Genomic DNA, 15,400 nt, shown 5'->3' with positions numbered 1-15,400 from the left:
GAGGTTCCATGGTCATCGTGACGAGGATCCGACGTGAGGTACTGACCCTGCCCGCCGCGCAGTTGGGCCCCGACAACCCCCTGCCCCCGCTGCTCCCCCTCGACGAGGTCCACCGCATCGACGACCGGGAACGGGAGGAGATGCCCCGGGACATGGCCCGGCAGCTCGGCCTCGCGCCGCTGACCAGCCTGCTCCCGGTACGGATCCGCGACGGATACGGCCGGCAGCGCGAACCCGGCACCCTCGACGCGCTGGTGATCGAGAACGACCGGCTGCGCGCCACCGTCCTGCCCGCCCTCGGCGGCCGCGTAGCCTCCCTCGTCCACCTGCCGACCGGACGCGAACTCCCCTACCGCAACCCCGTGTTCCAGCCCGCCAACTTCGCCCTCAACGGCGCCTGGTACTCCGGCGGCATCGAATGGAACATCGGCGCCACCGGCCACACCACCCTGTCCTGCTCACCCGTGCACGCCGCCCGCGTCCCCGCCCCCGACGGCGGCGAGATGCTGCGCCTGTGGGAGTGGGAGCGGCTGCGCGACCTGCCGTTCCAGGTCGACCTGTGGCTCCCGGACGGCTCCGACTTCCTCCTCGTCGGCGTCCGTATCCGCAACCCGCACGAGCGGCCCGCGGCCACGTACTGGTGGTCCAACATCGCCGTCCCCGAGGACCGCAGGGTCCTCGCGCCCGCGGATGAGGCCTGGCACTTCGGCTACGAGCGCCGCCTGCGCCGGGTGCCCGTCCCGTCGTACGACGGCATCGACCGCACCTACCCGCTCAACAGCACGTACGCCGCCGACTACTTCTACGAGGTGCCGGACGGCCGGCGCCGCTGGATCGCCGCGCAGGCCGCCGACGGTCACGGGCTGGTGCAGACCTCCACCGACGTGCTGCGCGGCCGCAAGCTGTTCGTGTGGGGCGGCGGACCCGGCGGCCGCCGCTGGCAGCAGTGGCTCACCGAACCCGGCACCGAGGGCTACTGTGAGATCCAGGCCGGCCTCGCCCGCACCCAGCTGGAACACGTGCGCATGGACGCGGAGAGCGAGATCTCCTGGCTGGAGGCGTACGGCCCGCTCGACGCACCCGCCGACGGTGCCTGGGCAGACGTCGTCCGGGAAGCGGAGGAGCGGCTCGAGGCGGTGCTGCCCCGCGCCCGCGTCGAGGAGGCGTACGCGGCCTGGAAGCCGTGCGCCGACACCGAACCCGGCGAGGTCCTGGCCACAGGCACCGGCTGGGGCGCGCTCGAAGTGCTGCGGGCCGACTGGAAGCTGCCCGGCACCCCCTTCCCCGAGTCCACGCTCGGCGAGGCGCAGGCACCCTGGCGGGAGCTGCTGCGCACCGGCACGCTGCCGGAACCGCGCCGGGTCCGCCCGCCCGGCGAGACGCTCGTCGCCCCGCACTGGCGGGACATGCTGGAGACCGCGCCCACCACCCCGCACACCGAGTACCACCTCGGCATCGCCCAGTGGCACGCCGGAGACCGGGCCCAGGCGGTCCGCAGCTGGGAACGCGGCCTCCCGCTCGCCCCCTCCCAGTGGCCGCTGCTGCGCTGCCTGGCCGTCGCCGACCAGGAGACCGGCCACCACCAGCGCGCCGCCGAGCGGTATGCCGACGCCTTCGACGACCTGTGCCGCGAGCGGCGCGACGACGGCGAGGCCTGGACCGCCGCCCTGGCCGGGCTCGGCCGCGAGACCCTGGAGGCGCTGCTCCGGGTGCGGCGGGCGGCCGACGCCCGCGCCGTCTGGGAGCGGCTGCTGCCCGCCGTGCGGCAGCGCGGCCGGTTCCGGCTGCTGGAGGCGGAACTGCTGCTCGCCGAGGGACGCCCGGCGGACGCCCGGGCCGTCTTCGACGACGGGTTCGAGGTGGCCGACCTGCGGGAGGGCGCGGACGCGATCGGTCGGCTCTGGGCCCGCCTCACCGACGAGCCCCTGCCCGCCCACCACGACTTCCGGATGCGCCCGGACATGGCCTGACCAGGCGTTTCGTGGATCAGTCGGCTTGGTCGACGTACTCGAAGACCGAGCCGTCCGGGTGGACCGCGAGCAGATTCCGGCCCGCGGGCGTCGGCACCGGGCCCGCGACGATCCGGGCGCCCAGCTCGGTCAGCAGCCGGTGGGCCTCGTCGACGTCCTTCACCGCGATCGTCGCCGTCACCCGGCGCAGCACCTCCAGCTCGGACTCGGGCCCGCTCATCAGAAGGAAGGAGCCGACCGCGGCGACCTGCACGCCACCCCGCTCGAACCGGAGCGCTCTGCCGCCCGCCAGACGCTCGTAGAACGGGATCGCGGTATCGAGGTCGTCGACGCAGATGCGCAGCGAGGCGCCCAGAATCTCCATACGGACGAGCCTAGTTGGGCCGCCCGGTCCGGCACAGGCCACCGCCCCCGCACCCGCCTCCCGGCCCCGCGCGGATCACGCCCCCGCACGGGGCCGCACGGCCCGGACCTCGCTCTGACCTGTGCCGTTACACGTCATGGCCGACGGGTACCCGCAGGTCATGGAGCGCTTGGATCATCTGGAACATCTGGACAAGGACCTCGTCGACGAGCTGGCTCAGGTGGCACGTGAGACGGTGCGCGACGAGCTGCGCGAGCAGAGCCGCAAGCAGCGCCGCACGGCCATGCTCTACGCCGCCTCCGGCACCCTCGCCCTGTACGCGGGCGCCGCGGTCGCGCTCGCCGTGGGCCTGGCCCTGGCGATCGCCCTGCCCGCCTGGGCGGCCGCCCTGATCACCGCCGCGATCCTGGGCGTCCTCGCCCAGGTGCTGCGCGGCGCCGCACACCCGAAGCACCCGCACGGCACCACCCCCGGCCCCACCGGTGCCCTCCCCACGCCCTACCCGCCCATGCCCACGACGCCCCCCGGCCGGCCGGACCTCGACCCGGGCGGCCCGCATCACCGGGCCTGAGACCGCGCGGGCGCCGCGGCACCGTACCGGCCGGCCGCGACCACGCGTGACCGGTCGTGACGGTCCGCGACGCCCGTGACGATGACGACCGCCGTGAAACGGCCCGCGCAGCGTCCGGCCGGCGTCCCGGTGACCTGCGCGGCGTTTGGGTGCCCGGGCCCCGGTTACGCGGAAGACCCCGGACGAGCCCCCCGCCGGAGGCCCACCGCACTAGGAGACCTATGAACACCGACGAACTCGCCGAACTGGGACAGCAGTTGCGGGTGGACAGCGTGCGGGCCGCCGCCGCGGCCGGCTCCGGGCACCCGACCTCCTCGATGTCCGCAGCCGACCTGATGGCCGTACTCCTCGCCCACCATCTGCGCTACGACTTCGAACGCCCCGACCACCCCGCCAACGACCGCTTCGTCCTCTCCAAGGGCCACGCCTCGCCCCTGCTGTACTCCGCGTACAAGGCGGCCGGCGCGATCGACGACGGCGAACTGCTGACCTTCCGCAAGCTCGGCAGCCGGCTCGAGGGGCATCCCACCCCGCGCCGGCTGCCCTGGGTGGAGACGGCCACCGGCTCGCTCGGCCAGGGCCTGCCCGTCGGCGTCGGCATCGCCCTCGCCGGGAAGCGGCTGGACCGCTCCGGCTACCGCGTGTGGGTGCTGTGCGGGGACAGCGAGCTGGCGGAGGGCTCGGTGTGGGAGGCCGCCGAGACCGCGTCGTACGAGCACCTCGACAACCTCACCGCGATCGTGGACGTCAACCGGCTCGGCCAGCGCGGCCCCACCCGGCACGGCCATGACCTGGATGCCTACGCCCGTCGCTTCCGGGCCTTCGGCTGGCACGCCGTCGAGACCGACGGCCACGACGTCGAGGCGATCGACCGGGCGTACGCCGAGGCACGGTCGACCACCGGACGGCCCACCGTGATCCTGGCCCGCACCCTCAAGGGCAGGGGTGTCGCCTCCGCCGAGGACCGCGAGGGCCTGCACGGCAAGCCCCTGCCCCACCCCGAGGAGGCCGTCGCCGAACTCGGCGGCCGGCGCGACCTGCGCGTCACCGTCAGCGAGCCGCCCGCCGCCGCGGTCCTGCGCTCGCTCACCACCGAGGTCCTCCAGCTCCCGCGCTACCCCAAGGGCGGCGACCCGGTCGCCACCCGGGACGCCTTCGGCAAGGCCCTCGCGGCGCTCGGCAGCGCCCGCGGCGACGTCGTCGCCCTCGACGGCGAGGTCGGCGACTCCACCCGCAGCGAGCTGTTCGCCAAGGAACACCCCGACCGGTTCTTCGAGTTCTACATCGCCGAACAGCAGCTCGTCGCCGCGGCCGTCGGCATGGCGGTGCGCGGCTGGCTGCCGTACGCCGCCACGTTCGCGGCCTTCTTCACCCGCGCCTTCGACTTCGTGCGCATGGCCTCCATCAGCGGCTCCGGCATCAACCTGGTCGGCTCGCACGCGGGCGTCGCGATCGGGCAGGACGGCCCCTCGCAGATGGGCCTGGAGGACCTGGCCATGTTCCGGGCCGTGCACGGCTCCACCGTGCTCTACCCGTGCGACGCCAACCAGACCGCCAGGCTCGTCGCCGCGATGGCCGACCTGGACGGCATCCGCTACCTGCGCACCTCCCGCGGCGCCGGCCCGGTGATCTACGGCCCCGACGAGGAGTTCGCGCCCGGCGGCAGCAAGGTGCTGCGGTCGAGCGAGGAGGACCGGCTCACCGTGGTCGCGGCCGGGGTCACCGTGCACGAGGCGCTGGTCGCCGCCGACCGGCTCGCCCAGGAGGACATCCCGATCCGCGTCGTCGACCTGTACTCCGTCAAGCCCGTCGACGCCGAGACGCTGCGCCGTGCCGCCGAGGAGACCGGCTGTCTGGTGACCGTCGAGGACCACCACGAGCAGGGCGGCCTCGGCGACGCCGTCGCGGAGGCCTTCGGCGACGGCCGGCCCGTGCCCCGCCTGGTCCGCCTCGCGGTGCGCACGATGCCGGGCTCCGCCGATCCCGACGAGCAGCTGCACGCCGCCGGCATCGACGCCGTGAACATCGAGGCCACCGCGAAACTGCTGGTCGAGGAGGCGATCGTGCGGTGATCGCCGGCCCGGTGATCGCCGCCTCGGCGAGCACCGATCCCGGTGAGCACCGATCCTGAGGACGCCCGGGCCCCGGGCCTGGGCCCGGATCCTGGGCCCCGGATCCCAAGGCCCCGGATCGCGGGCCGTACGCCGAAGGAGGCGCCATGACCGGACTGCGGTACGTCTACGCCGTCTGCCGCCCCCTCGACGCGCCCCTGCAGGCCCAGATCACGGGCGTCGCGGGCGTCCCGCCGGCGCTGCTGAACCACCACGGGCTGGTCGCGGTCGTCAGCAGGGTCCCGGAGGCCGACTTCGGCGAGGAGACGCTGCACATCCGCCTGGAGGACCCGGACTGGCGGGCCGCGACCGCCCGCGCCCACGAGGGCGTCATCGACGCGCTCACCACCGTCACCACGCCGCTGCCGCTCCCGCTCGGCACCGTCTTCCGGGACGACAGCGCGGTCCGCGTCATGATCGAGTCCCGGGAGGACGAGTTCCGCCGCACGCTGCACCGGCTGCGGGACCGGGCGGAGTGGGGCGTGCGGCTGTACGCGGACAGCGAGTCCGCCGGGGCGGTGCGGCGGGGCGAGGAGTGCGCGCGGACGCTGCACGAGCGGCTCTGCCGGCACGCCGAGGACTGCCGGCTGCACACCCCGCGACACACCCCGCCCCCCGGGGCGCCGGGACGCACGGTGCTCGACGCGGCCTATCTGGTGCCCCGGACGCACTGCGAGCAGTTCGTGGAGGTGGTCGAGCGCACGAAGAGCGAGGAGCCCGGGATGCGGGTGGAACTCAGCGGGCCGTGGGCGCCGTACTCGTTCACGGGGGAGGAGCCGTGACGGGCTGGCCCGCGTGGCAGCCCGAGTGGAGGGCCCGACCCCGGGTCAGACCTCCTTACGGCACAGGATCTCCCCATGCAGGACCGCGAACCAGGCGTCCTCGCGCCGGCCCCAGTCCCGCCAGGCCTCCGACACCGCCCGCAGTTGCTCAGGGGTGGCGTGACCGCCCTCCGTGGCCCGCTCGGCATAGGCCGAGGCGAGGGTGCGGTCCGCCCACAGCCCGCTCCACCACGCCCGCTCCTCGGCGGTCGCGTAGGTCCACGTGCCGGAGGTGGCCGTGATGTCCGTCAGACCGGCGGCCAGCGCCCACGCCTTCAGCCGGCGTCCGGCGTCCGGTTCGCCGCCGTTGGCCCGCGCGACCCGCTCGTACAGGTCCAGCCAGTCGTCCAGGCCCGGTACGGCCGGGTACCAGGTCATCGCCGCGTAGTCCGCGTCACGGACCGCGATGAACCCGCCCGGCTTCGTCACCCGGCGCATCTCGCGCAGCGCCCGCACCGGGTCGCCGACGTGCTGGAGCACCTGGTGGGCGTGGACCACGCAGAAGGTGTCGTCCGGGAAGTCCAGGGCGTGGACGTCCGCGACCGCGAAGTCCACGTTCGTCAGTCCGCGTCCGGCGGCGGTGGCCCGGGCCTGCTCCAGGACGCCCGGCGCGCGGTCGACGCCGGTGACATGGCCGTCGGGCACCAGTTCCGCCAGGTCGGCCGTGATCGTGCCCGGACCGCAGCCGATGTCCAGGATCTTCATGTGCGGCTTCAGCGAACCGAGCAGATAGGCGGCGGAGTTGGCGGCGGTCCGCCAGGTGTGCGAACGCAGCACCGACTCGTGGTGCCCGTGCGTGTAGACGGCGGTCTCCCGCGCTTTCGGCTGCGTGTGCTGCTGCGCGTCCGGCATGACACTTGCCCCTTCGCCCTCGTCGACGGAGCGGAACAAGGCCCGTCCCGGCCCCGTTCCGCGATGCGTCGAACGCTACTCCGGTGTGTCGAATTATGAGACCTGTGTTTTGGTATATGGACTGACGGAGTGTCAGTAATGAGGGCAGGTCACTCCGTGCCGTCAGCTGTGGGCGGTTACCCTTGAGCATGCGCCTGCTCCTCGTCCGCCACGGCCAGACCCCGTCCAACATCGACCAGCTGCTCGACACCAGCGTCCCCGGACCGGGCCTGACCCCTCTCGGTGAGCGGCAGGCCGCCGCCCTGCCCCGGGCCCTCGCCCACGAGGACATCCAGGCCCTCTACGCCTCACCCCTCCTGCGCGCCCGGCTCACCGCCGCCCCGCTGGCCGCCGTGCGCGGCCTCGACGTCCTCGTCCGCGACGGCATCCGCGAACTGTCCGCCGGCGACCTGGAGATGCAGCCGGGCGACTCCCCGGAGGGCGAGCGCTACATGCGCACCGTGTTCGCCTGGGCCGCCGGGGACACCGGGCTGCGCATCCCCGGCGGAGAGGACGGCGCGGCGGCCCTCGCCCGGTACGACGCCGTGATCGACGAGGCCGCCGGGAGCGGCGCCGACACCGTCGCGATGATCAGCCACGGCGCCGCCATCCGCATGTGGACCGCCGCCCGCGCCCGCAACGTCGATGTCGCCTACGCCGCCGCCCACCCGCTGGCGAACACGGGCGTCGTCGTCCTGGACGGCACCCCGGCCACCGGCTTCCAGGTCCTGTCCTGGGCCGGCGCCACCGTCGTACCGGCGGGCGAGAGCGGCCCGACGGGAGAACCCGTGGACACGGCCGGGTGACGTGCGTGGACTCGGCCCGGTGACGTCCGGCGACCGGGCCGGTGACCCCCGTGGACCGGGCCGGGTGAGCAGGTGCCGCTCGCGGGCCGGGCCGGATATCTGTTTGCCCCGGCTCGGGCGCGCCCCACAGAATGCCTCCTCATGGGACACCTGGAAGCCGCGCATCTCGAGTACCACCTCCCCGACGGGAGGACGTTGCTCGGCGATGTGTCGTTCCGGGTCGGCGAAGGCGCCGTCGTCGCCCTGGTCGGACCGAACGGCGCGGGCAAGACGACCCTGCTGCGCATCGTCTCCGGCGAGCTGAAGCCGCACGGCGGCACCGTCACGGTCGGCGGCGGCCTCGGCGTCATGCGCCAGTTCGTGGGCTCCGTACGGGACGAGACGACCGTACGCGACCTCCTCGTCTCCGTCGCACCGCCCCGTATCCGCGAGGCGGCCGCGGCCGTCGACCGGGCCGAGCACGCGATCATGACCGTCGACGACGAGGCCGCCCAGCTGCAGTACGCCCAGGCCCTCGCCGACTGGGCCGAGGTGCGCGGTTACGAGGCCGAGACCCTGTGGGACATGTGCACCACCGCCGCGCTCGGCATGCCGTACGAACGCGCCCAGTGGCGCCAGGTGCGCACCCTCTCCGGCGGCGAACAGAAGCGCCTCGTCCTGGAGGCGCTGCTGCGCGGGACCGACGAGGTGCTGCTGCTCGACGAGCCGGACAACTACCTCGACGTACCCGGCAAGCGATGGCTGGAGGAACAGCTCAAGGAGACCCGGAAGACGGTCCTGTTCGTCTCCCACGACCGTGAACTCCTCGCCCGCGCCGCCCAGAAGATCGTCTCCGTCGAACCCGGCCCGGCCGGCGCCGACGCCTGGGTGCACGGCGGCGGCTTCGCCACCTTCCACGAAGCCCGCCGCGAGCGCTTCGCCCGCTTCGAGGAACTGCGCCGCCGCTGGGACGAGAAGCACGCCCAGCTGAAGAAGCTCGTCCTGAACCTCCGGCAGGCCGCCGCCGTCAGCCACGAGATGGCCTCCCGCTACGCGGCCGCGCAGACCCGCCTGCGCAAGTTCGAGGAGGCCGGACCGCCGCCCGAGCCGCCGCGCGAGCAGGACATCACCATGCGGCTGAAGGGCGGGCGCACCGGCGTACGGGCCGTCACCTGCGCCGGGCTCGAACTCACCGGCCTGATGAAACCCTTCGACCTGGAGGTCTTCTACGGCGAACGGGTCGCCGTCCTCGGCTCCAACGGCTCGGGCAAGTCCCACTTCCTGCGTCTGCTCGCCGGCGAGGACGTCGCGCACACGGGGCAGTTCAAGCTCGGCGCCCGGGTCGTGCCCGGCCACTTCGCACAGACCCACGCGCACCCCGAGCTGATCGGCCGCAACCTGCTCGACATCCTCTGGAAGGAGCACTCCCAGGACCGTGGCGCGGCCATGTCCCGGCTGCGCCGCTACGAACTCACCGGCCAGGCCGAACAGGCCTTCGATCGGCTCTCCGGCGGCCAGCAGGCACGCTTCCAGATCCTGCTCCTGGAACTGGCCGGTGCCACCGCCCTGCTCCTGGACGAGCCCACCGACAACCTCGACCTGGAATCCGCCGAGGCACTCCAGGAAGGCCTGGAAGCCTTCGAGGGCACCGTCCTCGCGGTCACCCACGACCGCTGGTTCGCCCGCTCCTTCGACCGCTTCCTGGTCTTCGGCTCGGACGGCCGCCTCCGCGAGACCCCGGAGCCCGTCTGGGACGAGCGCCGCGTGGAGCGCGCCCGCTGACGCTGTTGTTCGTACAGTGGAGGTGATTGCAGGAACGCGAGCTCCAAGGCTCCCCTCCGGAACCGCTCGGGGGAAGTGCACGCCGGGCGGGTACCCGGACCGCATGGACGCATACGACGAGCGGGGTACCACGATGACCGGAGTCGACCCCAGCCGACTGGACGACCAGCAGCTCATGAAGGAGCTGGAGACGATCCACCGCACACGCCACGACACCCTCCTGTACGGCTCGAACGACGCTCTGCGCACCCACAACGAGCGCATGGCCCAGCTCGAGGGCGAATACCTGCGCCGCAACCCGCGCCGCCTGGTCAGCGCCGGCCGCACCCGCGAGGGCGCCCGCGAGCGCTGCTGCGGCGAATCGGCGACTCCGGGGCCGTCCGGCACCTGAGGCGGCCTCCGCCCCCTCGCAGACGAAAGGGCCGGCCCGCGACCGACGCGGACCGGCTCCGCGGTGTTCCGGTACGGGGGCCGGTGGGGCGGGGTGGGGGAGTCACCCGTTAGGCCGTTCGCGTCCCGCGAATGGGGTCCGGCCGCGCGCGGTGCCGCGCCCCGGGGGCTGTGATGGCAGCGAGGACACGAGAGCCGTGACCCCGTCCTGCCGAGGAGCCCGTCCCATGCGCAGCACCGCCCGTGCCCTGTCCGTCGCCGTCCTGGCCGGGTCCGCGCTCGTCATAGCGGGGCCCGCCTCGTTCGCGGACCCCGCCATCGGCGCTGATCCCTCCGCCGACGCGAGCCCCGGCATCGTCCAGCCCGGCGGCCCGGCCTCCGCGTCCGCCGCCTGCGACACCCCCACCGGACTGGCACCGGAGGCCCACGAGGCCATCCCACAGGCCTTCGAGGACCTCCCCGTGCGCCTGAGCCGGAAGCCCGGCACCGAAGGCGCCTCCGGGCCCGCCCCCGCGCGCAGCGGCGCCGGCGACTGCCCCGCCGGCCCGGACAAGGAGGGCACGCTCCAGGCCCCGGACAAGGAGGGCACGCTCGAGCCCCCGGACGAGCAGGGCAGCAAGGCGTGGACCCCGGACAGCGTCCCCGGCGGGACCGAGACCGAGGGCGAGACCGAGGGCGACGGCGCGGACGACGGCGGATCGTGCGCCCAGGGACAGCACTGCACCGGGGGACAGGGGGAGCGGGGGGACGGACAGGACCAGGGGCAGGGGCAAAGCCAGGGACAAGGCCAGGGGCAGGGGCAAGGGTGGGAGAGCGATGATCCGGCGACCGTGCAGGGCGGTGTCGAGGCCGGAGCGGGGGGAACGTTCAGCGATTCGGTTCCCGCCCTGGTCATCGGCGGTGTGCTGATCGTCGCCGCGTGCGCAGGCGCCGTCTACCGGCTGTCCGGCCGCAGGCGCTTCGCCCGGGGCTGACGCGCGGCGCCCGGCGGCGCCCTGACCGGCGGAGACGGCGCCGGTCAGGGCCGTGGGCCTTGGAGCGCCGCCGACCGGGTACACACCATCCCGAGGGCACCACCCGCAGCCGCCGTACTCAGCCCACGCACCGCACGCACTGCACGCGCCGTACGCACCACGCTCACCAGCCACACGGCCCGCACCACACCGGCGGCCGGAACAGGAGCAGCCGACGACACGAGCACGGCCCGGACGGAACACCATGCGGCACACGGACTGCGCGGAGGCGGACATGCGGCGGACGGACCCCGAGGACCACGGCCCCGTCCGCTACGGGCCGCCCCTGCCCTCGGACGGGCTGCCCGTGCTCCCCGAACTCGCCGCGCACCTCGCCGCCGCCGCACACCGCGCCGAGGCCCAGCCGGTCGGCGGCGCCCCCGCCCTGCTGGAGGCGGCCTGCGGGTACTGGACGCGGCGCGGACTGTCCTGCGTCCCCGACCGGGTGGCGGCCGGGCCCGGCGCCCCCGCCATGCTGCTCGCCCTGACCGCCGCCATCGCCGGTGACGGCGGCGACATCCTGGTACCCCGCCCCTGCGCCGCCTGGTGGGCCCCCTACGCCCGGCTGCTGGGTCGGCCGGTCTTCCACGTGCCCACCCCGGCCGAGGGCGGCGGCGTACCCGACCCGTACGCGCTGCTGGAGACCGTGCGCAGAGTCCGTGCCGAGGGCGGCGACCCCCGGCTGCTGGTGCTGTCCGTCGCGGACGACCCGACCGCCACCGTCGCCCCGCCCGAACTGCTGCACGAGACCGTCGAGGCCGCGGCCGCCGAGGGCCTGTACCTGGTCAGCGACGAGACCTGGCGCGACACGGTGCACGACCCGCACGAGACCGTGCTGCTCAGCCCCGCCGAGATGCTGCCCGACCGGGTCACGGTCGTCACCGACCTCGCCGGGGCGTCGCTGCCGGCCGGCTGGCCCGCGGCCGTGGCCCGGTTCCCCGCCGGCGAGGCGGGGGAGCGGCTCCACGCGCGCGTGCTCGACGTTCTCACCGCGCTCGACGCCCGCGTCGCCGCGCCGGTCGCCGCCGCGGCCGGGTACGCGCTCGACGAACCCGAGCCGGTCACCGAGCGGCGCGAGGCCGCCGTACGCCTGCACGCGCGCGTGGCCGCCGCCGCGCACTCCGTGGTCGTGGCGGCCGGCGCCGTCGCGCGGCCGCCGCAGGCCGGCCGCCACCTGTACGCCGACCTCGGCCCGCTGCGCGAAGCGCTCGCGGAGCAGGGCGTAGGCGACGCACAGGAACTGGAGGACCTCCTCACCGCCCGGCTCGGCATGCCCGCGCCCGGCGGTCACCGCTTCGGCGACGACCTCGGGGCACTGCGCGTGCGGCTCGCGACGGGGCCCCTGCTGGGCGGCAGCGACGAGGAACGGACGGAATGCCTCACGTCGCCCTCACCGTTGGAACTGCCACATGTGCACCGTGCGTTGATCTCCTTGAAGTCGGTCTTCGACGATCTCCGCGACGACGCTCAGCGATGGGAGCCTCCTCGATGACGCAGCAGACGCATGAGCCCGAGTCCACCGCCACGACGTCCACCACGACCTCGACCACCACGACCCCGACCACCCCGGCACCGTCCACTGCGACCCCGACCACCACGACTCCGTCCATCGCGGCGCCGGCCCCGCTCGCGCCGCCCTTCCCCCCGCTGGCCGAGCCCCGCCCCCTGGACGAACTCCGGGTGTGGCCGCGGACGTTCCACGACCGGCTCACCGCGCCCCTGCCCGGCCTCAAGGCCCTCGCCCGCTTCGCCCGCGAGGGCGCCGTACGCCCCGGCCCCGACGGCCTCGCCGACATCCCCCGACTGCCCTACGAACCCGGCCCGCTGCCCCGCGTGGGCGCCCGTACCCTCGCCGTCACCTGGGCGGGGCACGCCAGTTGGGTCGTCCGGATCGGCGGCCTGACCGTGCTCACCGACCCCGTGTGGTCCCGGCGCATCCTCGGCACGCCCGCCCGTATCACCCCGGTCGGGGTCGCCTGGGGCAGCCTGCCGCCGGTGGACGCGGTCGTCATCAGCCACAACCACTTCGACCACCTGGACGCCCCCACCCTGCGCCGACTCCCGCGTGACACGCCGGTGTTCGCGCCCGCCGGTCTCGCCCGCTGGTTCCGGCGCCGCCGCTTCACCCGCGTCACCGAGCTGGACTGGTGGGAGGGCGCCGAACTGTCCGGCGTCCGCTTCGACTTCGTGCCCGCCCACCACTGGTCCAAGCGCACCCTCACCGACACCTGCCACAGCCTCTGGGGCGGTTGGGTCCTCACCGCACCCGACGGACAGCGCCTCTACTTCGCCGGCGACACCGGCTACGGCCACTGGTTCACCCGCATCGGCCGCCGCTACCCCGGCATCGACCTGGCCCTCATGCCCATCGGCGCCTACGATCCCCGCTGGTGGCTCAGCGACGTCCACTGTGACCCGGAGGAGGCGGTCCAGGCCACGCTGGACGTGGGCGCGCGCAGAATGGCCCCGATGCACTGGGGCACGTTCGTCCTGTCGGCGGAACCGGTCCTGGAACCGCTGACACGCGTGCGGGCGGCGTGGGAGAAGGCCGGGCTGGACCGGGAGGACCTGTGGGATCTCCCGATCGGGGCCTCGCAGGTGCTGGACTGACCGGCCGAACGCGGCGGCGCTACCGCGAAGCCCGCCGCACCACACTCGGAAGCACGCTGATCAGCACCGTCAGCCCGACCGCCGCCACCACGCCCTCCCACGGCTCCTCGAACAGCGACCCACCCAGAATCCCGATCACCTGATACGTCACCGCCCATGCCAGACAGGCCGGCAGATTCCCCCGGCTGAACCGCCGCAGGGGCCAGTCCGCCACCAGACAGGCCAGCATCACCGGAATCCGCCCCGCCGGCACCAGCCGGGACAGCACCAGCACCACCACCCCGTGCTCGGCCAGCCTCGACTGCGCCTGCGCGAGCCGCTCCTGCGGGGCCCGCGAACGGATCGCCTCCAGCCAGCGCGACCCGTTCCTCGACCGCATCCCGCGCCGCCCCAGCCAGTACAGCGTCGCATCACCGAGAAAGGCCGCCAGCGAAGCCGTCACGAACACCAGCGCCAGCGAGAACGGCGCCGTCTGATGGAACGCCACCACCGCCGCCGAACTCACCAGCGCCCCCGTCGGGACCACCGGCACCAGCGCCCCGATCAACACCAGCAGGAACAGCGACGGGTACCCGATCGCCTGCTGAGTGGACTCCGGCGGCACACTCCGCGGCGACGCGGCGGCGAGCGTGACGACGGCCGGCAGCCATCTCATCGCGCGACCTCCAGCCGCACGCTCTCCCCGTGCCCGAGCTTGTGCACCGCCACCAGCGGCGCCAGCTCGGCCGCCAGGCGCACGAACTCGTCCCCCGGCGCGTGGAACTCGTGCGGGCGGACCGCGTCCAGTCCGATCGGCCAGTACGTCCCGTAGTGCACCGGCACCGCGCTGTGCGGCGCCAGCCGGGCCAGCGCCCGTGCCGCCCGCCCCGCGTCCAGATGCCCCTCCCCGAGATACGGCCCCCAGCCGCCCACCGGCAGCAGCGCCACCTCCACCGGCCCGACCTCCTCGGCCATGGAGTCGAACAGGCCGGTGTCCCCGGCGAAGTAGGTCCGTGCCTCGCCCTCGACGACGTACCCGAGCGCGGGGGAGCGGTGCGGTCCGACCGGCAGCCGCCGCCCGTCGTGCAGCGCGGACACCACCCGGACCCGTACGTCCCCGATCGCCACCTCGTCCCCGGGGACCACCTCCGTGACCCGCAGCTGCCGCAGCCGGCGCAGTCCGGGCACCGCCCGGGGCGCGCCCCGGGGCACGAGCAGGCGCGTGCCCGGGGCGAGGGAGGCCAGCGAGGGGAGGTGGAGATGGTCGGCGTGCAGATGGGAGACGAGCGCCACGTCGGCGCGGTGGGCCGCGGCGGGCGGCACGGCGCCCCGGCGGCGCCGCAGATGCGCCAGCCTGCGGGCGAACAGAGGATCGGTGAGCACACGTATGTTCGAGTCCACGATCGTGCAGGTGGCGTGACCCCACCAGGTGATCTCCACCGGCACCCTTTTCGCCTCCTCCGCGCGACTCCCCGAAGCCTACGGGCAGGAGTAGGGTCGGCGGCGAAACCCGGAGGTGAGGGGGACGCCATGGGACAGCTGCGGGGTGCCTCCGGCGGGCGCGCGCCGGTGCGGGTCACCGCCATCGCCAGCCTGACCCCGCTGGAGGAGCTCGACGCCGACCCCTTCCTGGTCGACTCCCGCAGCCAGCACGCCATGTGCGCGCGCTGGGCCGAGGAACGCGGGTACGTCGTCGCCCGGGAACTCCTCGTCGGCGGCGTTCGTTTCGACCATGGCGCCCTGTGGGACGGAGTGCGGCCCGGCGTGGACGTGTTCGTTGCCCCCAGCCGGCGGGTGCTCGAGCGCGCCCTGTCCTCGGTGGAGGAGTTCACCGCCGAGTGCGCGCGGCGCGGGGTGCGCGTGGAGACGGTGGGGCACACCGAGCCGTCGTACGACGCGCAGATGAAGGCCTGTGTCCACCGCAGGCTGTCGATGCCGACGGCCGGGTACGACGGCCGCTGACCCCGCCCGGGCGCCCGCCGCCGCTCGACGGCCCCGGAGTTGGCGCGACCGGTATGACAAGGTGGAGCAAGGCCCTGTCGTCGAGCGGGCCGGGACGTGAGGTGTACGGGGCGTGCGTTGGCGGCGGATTGCCAGTCAGATCGGGCGGAGC

15 protein-coding genes are annotated in these 15,400 nt (G+C 74.4%); 11 read left to right on the top strand and 4 right to left on the bottom strand.

Translation table 11 applies throughout. The annotated features are described in order from the left end of the window. Positions 1 to 8: 8 nt before the first annotated feature. Positions 9 to 1,970, top strand: coding sequence for a DUF5107 domain-containing protein (locus ABZ865_RS08605; protein ID WP_361225962.1), 1,962 nt, complete (start codon positions 9 to 11; stop codon positions 1,968 to 1,970). 16 nt (positions 1,971 to 1,986) lie between these two features. Here the strand turns inward: ABZ865_RS08605 and ABZ865_RS08600 are convergent, their stop codons facing one another. Further along, a complete protein-coding gene (locus ABZ865_RS08600; protein WP_361225959.1) occupies positions 1,987 to 2,334 on the bottom strand; it encodes a VOC family protein in 348 nt (115 codons plus the stop codon). Positions 2,335 to 2,494: 160 nt separating this feature from the next. On the opposite strand from ABZ865_RS08600, the gene ABZ865_RS08595 reads away from it, so the two are divergent. The 3 genes from ABZ865_RS08595 to ABZ865_RS08585 all read left to right on the top strand — a co-directional run bounded on the left by ABZ865_RS08595 (position 2,495) and on the right by ABZ865_RS08585 (position 5,798). After that, on the top strand, positions 2,495 to 2,905 hold the full coding sequence (locus ABZ865_RS08595) for a phage holin family protein (RefSeq protein ID WP_361227248.1): 411 nt from the start codon (positions 2,495 to 2,497) through the stop codon (positions 2,903 to 2,905). 56 nt (positions 2,906 to 2,961) lie between these two features. Then, complete coding sequence (locus ABZ865_RS08590) at positions 2,962 to 4,977, top strand: transketolase (protein WP_361225955.1); 2,016 nt, start codon at positions 2,962 to 2,964, stop codon at positions 4,975 to 4,977. Positions 4,978 to 5,123: 146 nt separating this feature from the next. Beyond that, positions 5,124 to 5,798 (top strand): GvpL/GvpF family gas vesicle protein, encoded by a 675-nt coding sequence (locus ABZ865_RS08585; protein WP_361225952.1) that lies wholly within the window; start codon positions 5,124 to 5,126, stop codon positions 5,796 to 5,798. 45 nt (positions 5,799 to 5,843) lie between these two features. Here the strand turns inward: ABZ865_RS08585 and ABZ865_RS08580 are convergent, their stop codons facing one another. Continuing rightward, positions 5,844 to 6,689, bottom strand: a complete 846-nt coding sequence (locus ABZ865_RS08580) for a class I SAM-dependent methyltransferase (protein WP_361225950.1) — start codon at positions 6,687 to 6,689, stop codon at positions 5,844 to 5,846. Positions 6,690 to 6,877: 188 nt separating this feature from the next. Here ABZ865_RS08580 and ABZ865_RS08575 point away from each other — a divergent pair, with 188 nt between their 5' ends. The 6 genes from ABZ865_RS08575 (at position 6,878) to ABZ865_RS08550 (ending at position 13,308) form a co-directional block, all read left to right on the top strand. Then, complete coding sequence (locus tag ABZ865_RS08575) at positions 6,878 to 7,534, top strand: histidine phosphatase family protein (protein ID WP_361225947.1); 657 nt, start codon at positions 6,878 to 6,880, stop codon at positions 7,532 to 7,534. Positions 7,535 to 7,675: 141 nt separating this feature from the next. Continuing rightward, on the top strand, positions 7,676 to 9,295 hold the full coding sequence (locus ABZ865_RS08570; protein ID WP_361225944.1) for an ATP-binding cassette domain-containing protein: 1,620 nt from the start codon (positions 7,676 to 7,678) through the stop codon (positions 9,293 to 9,295). A 103-nt stretch (positions 9,296 to 9,398) separates the two neighbouring features. Then, on the top strand, positions 9,399 to 9,686 hold the full coding sequence (locus ABZ865_RS08565; protein WP_100829159.1) for a DUF6158 family protein: 288 nt from the start codon (positions 9,399 to 9,401) through the stop codon (positions 9,684 to 9,686). 226 nt (positions 9,687 to 9,912) lie between these two features. Continuing rightward, complete coding sequence (locus tag ABZ865_RS08560) at positions 9,913 to 10,659, top strand: hypothetical protein (protein ID WP_361225940.1); 747 nt, start codon at positions 9,913 to 9,915, stop codon at positions 10,657 to 10,659. A gap of 274 nt (positions 10,660 to 10,933) precedes the next feature. Then, positions 10,934 to 12,190 (top strand): aminotransferase class I/II-fold pyridoxal phosphate-dependent enzyme, encoded by a 1,257-nt coding sequence (locus ABZ865_RS08555; RefSeq protein ID WP_361227245.1) that lies wholly within the window; start codon positions 10,934 to 10,936, stop codon positions 12,188 to 12,190. Next, entirely contained in the window at positions 12,187 to 13,308 is a 1,122-nt protein-coding gene (locus ABZ865_RS08550; protein WP_361225937.1) for an MBL fold metallo-hydrolase, read from the top strand. The genes ABZ865_RS08555 and ABZ865_RS08550 overlap by 4 nt, the downstream gene beginning before the upstream one ends. Before the next feature lie 19 nt (positions 13,309 to 13,327). On the opposite strand, the gene ABZ865_RS08545 is transcribed toward ABZ865_RS08550, so the two are convergent. Beyond that, entirely contained in the window at positions 13,328 to 13,963 is a 636-nt protein-coding gene (locus ABZ865_RS08545; RefSeq protein WP_361225934.1) for a VTT domain-containing protein, read from the bottom strand. Then, positions 13,960 to 14,733, bottom strand: a complete 774-nt coding sequence (locus ABZ865_RS08540; RefSeq protein ID WP_361225931.1) for an MBL fold metallo-hydrolase — start codon at positions 14,731 to 14,733, stop codon at positions 13,960 to 13,962. Before ABZ865_RS08540 ends, ABZ865_RS08545 begins: the two co-directional genes overlap by 4 nt. An 84-nt stretch (positions 14,734 to 14,817) precedes the next feature. Between ABZ865_RS08540 and ABZ865_RS08535 the strand changes: the two genes are divergently transcribed. Beyond that, complete coding sequence (locus ABZ865_RS08535) at positions 14,818 to 15,249, top strand: hypothetical protein (protein ID WP_361225928.1); 432 nt, start codon at positions 14,818 to 14,820, stop codon at positions 15,247 to 15,249. Positions 15,250 to 15,400 lie beyond the last annotated feature (151 nt).

It is taken from the genome of Streptomyces sp. NPDC047085 (genome assembly GCF_040643735.1).
In the GTDB taxonomy this organism is placed as follows: domain Bacteria; phylum Actinomycetota; class Actinomycetes; order Streptomycetales; family Streptomycetaceae; genus Streptomyces.
The sequence above is the reverse complement of the archived record's forward strand: the minus strand, read 5'-3'. Positions and strand labels throughout refer to the sequence as shown.

Excerpts from the sequence above, each read along its gene's own strand:
- ABZ865_RS08605 (WP_361225962.1), top strand. The coding sequence starts at position 9 with ATGGTCATCGTGACGAGGATCCGACGTGAGGTACTGACCCTGCCCGCC.
- ABZ865_RS08600 (WP_361225959.1), bottom strand. The coding sequence starts at position 2,334 with ATGGAGATTCTGGGCGCCTCGCTGCGCATCTGCGTCGACGACCTCGAT.
- ABZ865_RS08595 (WP_361227248.1), top strand. The coding sequence starts at position 2,495 with ATGGAGCGCTTGGATCATCTGGAACATCTGGACAAGGACCTCGTCGAC.
- ABZ865_RS08585 (WP_361225952.1), top strand. The coding sequence starts at position 5,124 with ATGACCGGACTGCGGTACGTCTACGCCGTCTGCCGCCCCCTCGACGCG.
- ABZ865_RS08580 (WP_361225950.1), bottom strand. The coding sequence starts at position 6,689 with ATGCCGGACGCGCAGCAGCACACGCAGCCGAAAGCGCGGGAGACCGCC.
- ABZ865_RS08575 (WP_361225947.1), top strand. The coding sequence starts at position 6,878 with ATGCGCCTGCTCCTCGTCCGCCACGGCCAGACCCCGTCCAACATCGAC.
- ABZ865_RS08570 (WP_361225944.1), top strand. The coding sequence starts at position 7,676 with ATGGGACACCTGGAAGCCGCGCATCTCGAGTACCACCTCCCCGACGGG.
- ABZ865_RS08565 (WP_100829159.1), top strand. The coding sequence starts at position 9,399 with ATGGACGCATACGACGAGCGGGGTACCACGATGACCGGAGTCGACCCC.
- ABZ865_RS08560 (WP_361225940.1), top strand. The coding sequence starts at position 9,913 with ATGCGCAGCACCGCCCGTGCCCTGTCCGTCGCCGTCCTGGCCGGGTCC.
- ABZ865_RS08555 (WP_361227245.1), top strand. The coding sequence starts at position 10,934 with ATGCGGCGGACGGACCCCGAGGACCACGGCCCCGTCCGCTACGGGCCG.
- ABZ865_RS08550 (WP_361225937.1), top strand. The coding sequence starts at position 12,187 with ATGACGCAGCAGACGCATGAGCCCGAGTCCACCGCCACGACGTCCACC.
- ABZ865_RS08545 (WP_361225934.1), bottom strand. The coding sequence starts at position 13,963 with ATGAGATGGCTGCCGGCCGTCGTCACGCTCGCCGCCGCGTCGCCGCGG.
- ABZ865_RS08535 (WP_361225928.1), top strand. The coding sequence starts at position 14,818 with ATGGGACAGCTGCGGGGTGCCTCCGGCGGGCGCGCGCCGGTGCGGGTC.